This window comes from Methanobrevibacter oralis, assembly GCF_001639275.1.
Lineage (GTDB): Archaea > Methanobacteriota > Methanobacteria > Methanobacteriales > Methanobacteriaceae > Methanocatella > Methanocatella oralis.
Genome location: NZ_LWMU01000087.1, coordinates 1 through 7,949, shown reverse-complemented (window position 1 = coordinate 7,949; position 7,949 = coordinate 1). Strand labels below are relative to the sequence as shown.

Sequence of the window (7,949 nt, the reverse complement as noted above, 5' to 3'; positions counted from 1 at the left end):
TCACAACAAGAAAAACAACAACTAATATTTAAATCTTTTCACAAACACAACAGAAAACACAAAAAGAATCAAAGAAAAATAAAAAAAACTAAAAAATATGTCAAAGAGCTAACAAATTGACAGTCCCTTTTTCATGATCAATATAAATAGCATTTTCTCTATCCAACTCCCCTTTATGGTTAGGTGGAACTTCAATATAATCTATATAACCATCATCAGTCAATAATGTATATACTTTATAACCCTCAAGAGGACCATGATGATAAGAAAAATATTGCCAATGATTTTCAGGAATGTATTTATCTCTAATTTTTAAAAGAATTTGACCTTCTAATATCAACATAACTGACATGCCCAAAAAGAATTTTGAAAAAGAACCTGAAATAATAAGTTTAATACCTAATGGCAACCCCCATACAATATTTAATATATCATAAAAATTCCATATATCATTACCCAGGTCGAAAGAACTTGTAATATTGACTGTTTTAGAAATAATACTTTTAACATCACCCCCAGCAATATTACGAAGATTATCAATTAAATTCTTTGTTAAATCTCCATGAAAGCAAAAAAAAACCTAATTCAGAAACTACACCTTTAAATTCAAAACCATTTTCACATACTAACACTCGAGCAATACCATCATTATGATCAACAACAATGTAAGTATTATTCAAACCATCAATACTAATAGTGGAAACATTATCTTTAGTACTTACATTAAAACTAGAAGAATTGCTAAGTATATTAAAAATATCCAAACTAGAATGATTAATCTTAACACCAGATAAACTTAAAGCTAATTCTTCAACACCAGGTAATTGTATTGAACAAATATATCGGAACAAACTATGATAAGTTTCATTCCCATGAACATTCATTCTCATGCTTGCATCAGGACAATGAATATATGCTTTACCTTCATTAGAAATTCCTGATAAAACAGCAACAGTATTACTACGATTCCAAGAAATATTAAAATTATCTGCTTCTTGATTAGCAAGTAAATCACTAAATCAAATAGTAGTTAAAGCAGTTAAAAAAGTACCATAACCTGCTTTCATACCCCCAACTGGATAAAAATCACTAACATTTAACCAATCATTAATTACATTAGAATCCACTTTATTATTAACAATAGCAAAAGACTGAATTAATTCAAAACCGTTATTAATATCATAATTTCTAGATTGACCATAACTAATAACTTCACTTTTCTCAACAACACAATCATCAACTTTAAATTTAGTATTAATATAATCTTTAGACACAGCACCAACAATACTAAAATGAGACCAACTAAGAGGTACGGATTCATTAGTATTAATAAACTTCATAGATCACTCCTATAAACTTAAGGATTTTTTGATTTAAATTTCTTGTTTTTTTATGCTTTTCTGTCGTTGTGTTTGAATTTTTTTTGTTTTGGTAGTCCTCCTTTGTGGTGTTTTGAGGGTTTTTTTCTTTTTTCGTTTTTGATTACTAGTTTGTTTTGTGCTAGTTGTAGTATTTGTTTGATTATTTTTTTGTCTGTTTTTTTTTTCGTTGGCCATTGCTAATATGGTTGAATTTGTAGTTGAGTATTCGCATTTAGGTGGTTTAGGTCTAATATTGGGTATTCGTGTTTTTGGTTTTTGTCTTTGTGTTTTTCTTGTCTGTGTCGAGTTTTAGTACAATTATTTAGTAGGTTGAACATTGAATATATTTGGAGTAGATAATCTTGTTCGATGATTGTTCGTCTGTGTCCTGTGAAATTTTCTAGTTCTAAAAATGTTTTTTTTTAGTCTATCGTAGTCTGTTTCTATTTAACCATCTTTGGCCATATGCGTCTTTTAAATCTTTTTTTGTGAATTTTTCTATTGGTAGATTTGCTTAGTAGTGTCTTTTGTGTATTTTTTCTTCCTTTGTTGTTGGTTAGTTCCATATTGTTGGTTTATTCTGAGGTTTATTAATAATTTTCTTGTTAAGCATTTTTTTTAAGTTTAGGATCTTTAATATTCTTTTGTTCTTAATTATTAACAAATTCGTCCATCAGATTCCATTTTTTTTTTGTCTTTCTTATATTTTTATTGTTCTTGAATCCAAGACGAATAAATATTAATTTTGATCCATTTAATAATGCCAATTTATTAACTCAATATGATTCATTATCCCTTCTGTCAAAAATGAAAACGAATTTTTTTAAGGTTAAAATCCTTTATTTAAATCTTGTAAGTGATTTTTAGTCCATTTCAACTTCTGTTACTTTAGTAGTGTCATTAATTCATGATGTTAAAATCAAATCATGAGTTAAACATCAATAATAATATGATGCTCTTGCTATTTGGCCAATGCCTTTCAAAATGCAGTATCCTTTTCAATTTCAAATTGTTCACGAGTATATATATATATAGTATTAGGCAATTTACATTATACTTCCATTCACATGCAACCCAAATATAAACCATCTTTCTCAAATTCAGCACTAAAAATTTTTGTAAAAATTCAGTAATATAATCCTTAAACATGATCCTTTATTAAAGAATAGGACTCAAATAAACCTCTTTGTTTACCAATATCTATGTTGAAATACTAATAATCCTCCCGACCAGTAACATTCTTGAACATAATTTCACAGCCTCCATTGAACCCGTAAAAACCATTGAAACAATTGTATTACAACATAATAGTCCTTAAAACTCGCTTTCCTATTTTACGAGTAAGCTTCCTAATGTCTGTTTTATAATTTATCATCCAACATAACCTATTAAATATTATCTAAAAAAGTTGCAGAAAAAAAATCCAAAGCACATCCCCAAAAATCACCCAAAAATACCAGTTTAATCATACAATACAAATACTAAATCAATCAATATTACATATAAATACTATAATATTTAATAATATTTAAAATTAACTACTAAAAATTATTAAAAACAAATATAAATAAATTTAAAAAACAATCAGAAGTATATAAATAAAATAAGCTAAATCCAACCAAAACTAAAAGAAAATAAGTAAAAAAAATATTAGAAAAATAAGAAAAAATCCTTAAGTTTATAGGAGTGCAGTATTAACAACAAAATACTATTAACAATATCATTAAAACAAGACATGATTAAAAATACTCAGCATGAAAAACCTTAAGTTTCTAGGAATGACAAACACCATAAAACACTACAAAAAATCAAAGAAAAAGGAAAAAAAACTAAAAAAATATGTCAAAGACCTAACAAATTGACAGTCCAGCGCTATTGAAAAATAAACATTTAATACTAATTAAAAACTAATATCTTATTATTATTAAATTAGGTGATATGGTGGAAAATTTTAGTGAATGGTTTCATAACATTTTAGAAGAAGCTAATATAACTGATTCAAGATATCCTATTAAAGGAATGGCTATTTGGATGCCTTATGGCTTTCAAATTAGAAAACACACTATGGAAATTATTAAAAAATTATTAGATAAAGACCATGAAGAGGTATTATTTCCAATGCTTATTCCTGAAACTGAATTAGCTAAAGAAGGAATTCATGTAAAAGGATTTGAAGATGAAGTCTATTGGGTAACCAAAGGAGGTCAAAGTGAATTAAACGAACAGCTAGCTTTAAGACCAACTAGTGAAACTGCAATTTATCCAATGTATGCCCTATGGATTAGATCACATATTGACTTACCATTAAAATATTATCAAATCGTAAATACATTTAGATATGAAACTAAACATACACGCCCATTAATTCGTGTGCGTGAAATTACTACTTTTAAAGAAGCTCATACTGCCCATGCAACTAAAAAAGAATCTGATGAGCAAATCAAAGACTTTATTGAAATTTATAAAGAATTTTTCGATGAATTAGGGCTTCCTTATTTAATCTCAAAAAGACCAGAATGGGATAAATTCCCAGGAGCAGATTATACTATGGCTTTTGATGTAATCATGCCTGATGGAAAAACCTTACAAATTGGTACAATTCATAATTTAGGTCAAACTTTTGCAAAAACCTTTGACATAACCTTTGAAGATAAAGATGGAGAGCATAAATTTGTTTATCAAACTTGTGCTGGACTTTCAGATAGAGTAATAGCTTCAATTATTGGAATTCACGGAGATGAAAAAGGTTTAAGACTTCCACCAAAAGTATCCCCTAATCAAGTCACAATAATTCCAATTTTATTTAAAAAAGGAAAAGAAGAAGTTCTAGCTAAATGTATGGAAATTAAAAAACAACTTGAAGCTAAAGGACTTAGAGTAAATATTGATGATAGAGATATTAGACCAGGTAAAAAATTCTTTGATTGGGAATTAAAAGGAACTCCTTTAAAACTTGAATTAGGTCCAAGAGATTTAGAAAACAATATTACAATAGCTATGAGAAGAGATGAAACAGAAAAAATCGAAATTACACTAGATGACAACTTGGATGACAATGTTTGTGACTTACTTAATAAAACTACAAATAATCTCTCAAAAATTGGACTAAAATTCCAAGAGGAACATTATAAATTTGCTAGTTCATTATCTGAAATTCCGAAACTAATTGAAGATGGAAATGTTGTTGCATTTAATTGGTGTGGAGATACAGAATGTGGAAAAGCTATTGAAGATGAAACTGGTTATAATATTCTGGGTATTAAAGAAGAGATTAGTGAAGGAAAATGTATAGCAAGTAATGAAGATGCAAAATACCTTGCACTAATAGCTAAAACTTATTAAGTGATATAAATGGATGATATCTATGCAATAATCCCCGTTAGCAAATTTAAAAATGCTAAAACCCGTCTTTCACCTTTCTTGTCAGAAGATGAAAGAGAACAGCTATTAAAAGCTATGTTAAGAGATGTTAGTGATGCCTTAAAAAAGTACGTTGATAAAATATTCATTATAAGTGCTGACAAGGATGTTTTAGACTATGCTGAAAGCTTAAAATTAAATACAATTATTGAAAATGATAATTCTAATTTAAATAGAGCTTTAAAGCAAGCTATGAAATATTGTATTAAAAAAACTAGAAAAATCTTAATTGTACCATCCGACATACCTTTAATTGGAAAAACCAATATTAAAATGCTAATTGATGCATCAAAAAGCTTGGACTTTATTATTGTTCCTTCAAAAGGTGGTGGAACTAATATGATAATAATGAAACCCATGGCAATCCATACAAGGTTTGAAGGATTTAGCTATAAAGAACACTTAAAAGCAGCTGAAAGAAAAAAGCTAAATCCACAAGTTCATGATTCACTGTTTATGGCATTAGATGTTAATACTGCTGAAGATTTAGGAGAAATAATGATTCATGGAGATAAAACACACACACGAAAATACTTAAAAGAACTGAAAGTCAATGTAGAGTCTTATCATGGAAGCGAAAGATTAAGAGTTACACGAGATGATTGAATGATTGTAATGTCAATAGCAGGTGTTGATCCATCAGCAGGAGCAGGTGTTTTTGCAGACATTAAAACATTTCAAGCAATTGGTGTTTATGGTTACGGAGTAATAACTGCACTAACATCTCAAAATCCCAATAAAGTATACTCTATTAAAGCAATTGAAAGTGAGTATGTTGAAGAGCAAATTGATGCTGTTCTTGATTTTCATGATGTGGAATTTATAAAAACTGGAATGTTATACTCAACCGACACTATAAAAACAATAGCTAAAAAAATTAAAGAATATGACTTAAAAGCCATTGTTGATCCTGTTATGATAGCTACTGCTGGTGGAAATCTAGCTAAAGATGATTTAAGCCATGATTTAAATAAATATTTGCTTCCAAAAGCTTACCTAACAACTCCTAATATTTCTGAAGCTGAAAAATTAACTAATATGGAGATTAAAAATGTTGATGATGCTGTTATATCATCTAAAATACTTGCTAAAAAATGCAATACACTTATAACTGGCGGACATTTAGATGGGCTAAACACTTTAAATATTGATAATAATGTGTCAATTTACAAACAAAAGTTATTAAAAACAGATAATTTGCATGGAACGGGTTGTAATTTATCATCAGCTATAACAGCATACCTTGCAAAAGGAAATGATTTAGAAAAAGCCTGTAGGAACTCTTTTGATTATGTATATAAAAGCATAAAAAATGGAAAATATGGGACTTTAATAGCTGATTTATAAGCTATTACTCCACCATATCCAAATTTTCAACAATTTCTTCTTGAATTTTAATAAATTCAATTGATTCCCTTTTTCTTGGACGTTCTAAATCCACTTCAACAATATCTTTAATACGGCCGGGATTTTTATCAAGCATTACAATTTTATCTGCAAGATAGACAGCTTCATCTACATCGTGAGTTACAAAAACAATCGTATTTTCAAATCTTTTCCAAACCCCAATCAGTTGTTCTTGAAGACTATGTCTATTTTGCATATCCACTGCAGAAAATGGCTCATCCATAAGCAATATTGGTGAATGATTTAACAGAGATCTAATAATTGCAACCCTTTGTTTCATACCACCTGAAAGTTCATGAGGATAGCTATCTTTAAAGTCAATTAAATCAACACTTTTGAGATATCTCTCAGCAGCTGCAATATTTTCTTCTTTTGAATGTTTACCCGATCTCTCAAGACCATACATAACATTTTGAAGAACATTTAACCATGGAAATAATGAGTATTGTTGAAAAATTACTGCTCTGTCTCCAGAAGGTTTTTTAACAACTTCTCCATTAGCAACAATTTCACCAGAAGTAGGTTTATCAAGACCGGCTATTAAACGAAGAAGCGTTGTTTTACCACATCCAGAAGGACCTAAAAGACATACTAACTCTCCATCATCAATAATGAGATTAATATCTTCTAAAACAGGTAATAAACTGTTTCCTCTTGTTTTAAATGATTTATTAATATTTTTAATTTCGATTGTCATCATAACACCTACCAGAATATTCTATTTTGAATGTAATTAAATATGCCATCAAAGATTAATCCAATTAATCCTATTACTAGCATACCAACAACAGTTGTACCTGTATCAAAAAGATTAGTAGCTATTAAAATCATGTGCCCTAGACCACTGCTTGAACCAATCATTTCTGCTGAAATAGTACACATTAAAGCAATTCCAATGCCTACTTTAAGACCAGATACTACATACGGAACAACAGATGGAACAACAACAGTTCTAAGTACATCCCAATCACTAGCACCTAATGTTTGAGCAGATTCAACTAAAACTTTATCTGTTCTTTTAACACCATCAATAGTATAAACTAATATTGGAAATACACACCCCATGAAAATAATAAATACTGCAGGAACAGTACCAATACCAAACCATAAAATTGAAAAAGGAATCCATGCTACAGGTGGAATCGGTCTTAAAACACTAATTACAAATGTACAAATATCTTCCAACTTTGAATACCAACCAAGAAGAATTCCTAAAGGAATAGCTATAATAGATGCAAGAATCAAACCTGCAAATACTTTAAATAAAGTATCTAATGTATTAGTTAATAGTTTTCCAGATACAATAATATTCCAAGCTGAAATACAAACATCAACAGGACTTGGCAATACATAAGGAGAAGCTAGATGTAAAACCCCAGTTATTAAATACCAAAACAAAATTATAATAATAGGTAAAATAAATGGTGTAAATTTATTATTATATTTATTCATCACATAATCACTTAACAAAAATTTAATATACTTATTATTAAGTTTTTATAATATAAAAAGTTTAAAAAAAAAAGGGACTGTCAATTTGTTAGCTCTTGTTTTCGTTTTTCGATCCAGCCATCTTTTTGGTGCATTATCTGGTTGAATATTCCTTTTAATGTTCTAAATTTCTTTTTGTGTGATTTGGGCATTGTATTTCCAATGTAATTTTCTATTTGATTGTTAGTACAGTCTAGTTTTCCTTTGTGTCTTTTTTTAAGGAAGTGTATGTATTTTTTGTAATTCTGGGAAGAATTTTTTCTTTAAGTA

8 protein-coding genes are annotated in these 7,949 nt (G+C 28.6%); 3 read left to right on the top strand and 5 right to left on the bottom strand.

The features are described 5' to 3' along the window. Positions 1–100: 100 nt before the first annotated feature. From MBORA_RS07395 to MBORA_RS07385, 3 genes are all read right to left on the bottom strand, one after another. Positions 101–409: a hypothetical protein gene (locus MBORA_RS07395; RefSeq protein ID WP_063720476.1), complete on the bottom strand. Its 309-nt coding sequence runs from the start codon at positions 407–409 to the stop codon at positions 101–103. Positions 410–536: 127 nt separating this feature from the next. Beyond that, entirely contained in the window at positions 537–890 is a 354-nt protein-coding gene (locus MBORA_RS07390; RefSeq protein ID WP_156482704.1) for a hypothetical protein, read from the bottom strand. A gap of 129 nt (positions 891–1,019) precedes the next feature. Continuing rightward, positions 1,020–1,340 carry a hypothetical protein gene (locus MBORA_RS07385; protein WP_042692983.1) on the bottom strand — a complete coding sequence of 107 codons (321 nt, stop codon included), beginning with the start codon at positions 1,338–1,340 and terminating at the stop codon, positions 1,020–1,022. Between the two features lie 1,959 nt (positions 1,341–3,299). Here MBORA_RS07385 and proS point away from each other — a divergent pair. From proS to thiD, 3 genes are read left to right on the top strand one after another with little or no spacing between them, the layout of a single operon-like run. After that, complete coding sequence (proS, locus tag MBORA_RS07375) at positions 3,300–4,703, top strand: proline--tRNA ligase (protein ID WP_063720472.1); 1,404 nt, start codon at positions 3,300–3,302, stop codon at positions 4,701–4,703. 9 nt (positions 4,704–4,712) lie between these two features. Then, positions 4,713–5,387: a 2-phospho-L-lactate guanylyltransferase gene (gene cofC, locus MBORA_RS07370; RefSeq protein ID WP_063720471.1), complete on the top strand. Its 675-nt coding sequence runs from the start codon at positions 4,713–4,715 to the stop codon at positions 5,385–5,387. Further along, positions 5,388–6,128, top strand: a complete 741-nt coding sequence (gene thiD / locus MBORA_RS07365; protein ID WP_042692988.1) for a bifunctional hydroxymethylpyrimidine kinase/phosphomethylpyrimidine kinase — start codon at positions 5,388–5,390, stop codon at positions 6,126–6,128. Positions 6,129–6,132: 4 nt separating this feature from the next. On the opposite strand, the gene MBORA_RS07360 is transcribed toward thiD, so the two are convergent. Further along, positions 6,133–6,885, bottom strand: coding sequence for an ABC transporter ATP-binding protein (locus MBORA_RS07360; protein ID WP_042692991.1), 753 nt, complete (start codon positions 6,883–6,885; stop codon positions 6,133–6,135). 8 nt (positions 6,886–6,893) lie between these two features. Then, on the bottom strand, positions 6,894–7,640 hold the full coding sequence (locus MBORA_RS07355) for an ABC transporter permease (RefSeq protein ID WP_042692993.1): 747 nt from the start codon (positions 7,638–7,640) through the stop codon (positions 6,894–6,896). Positions 7,641–7,949 lie beyond the last annotated feature (309 nt).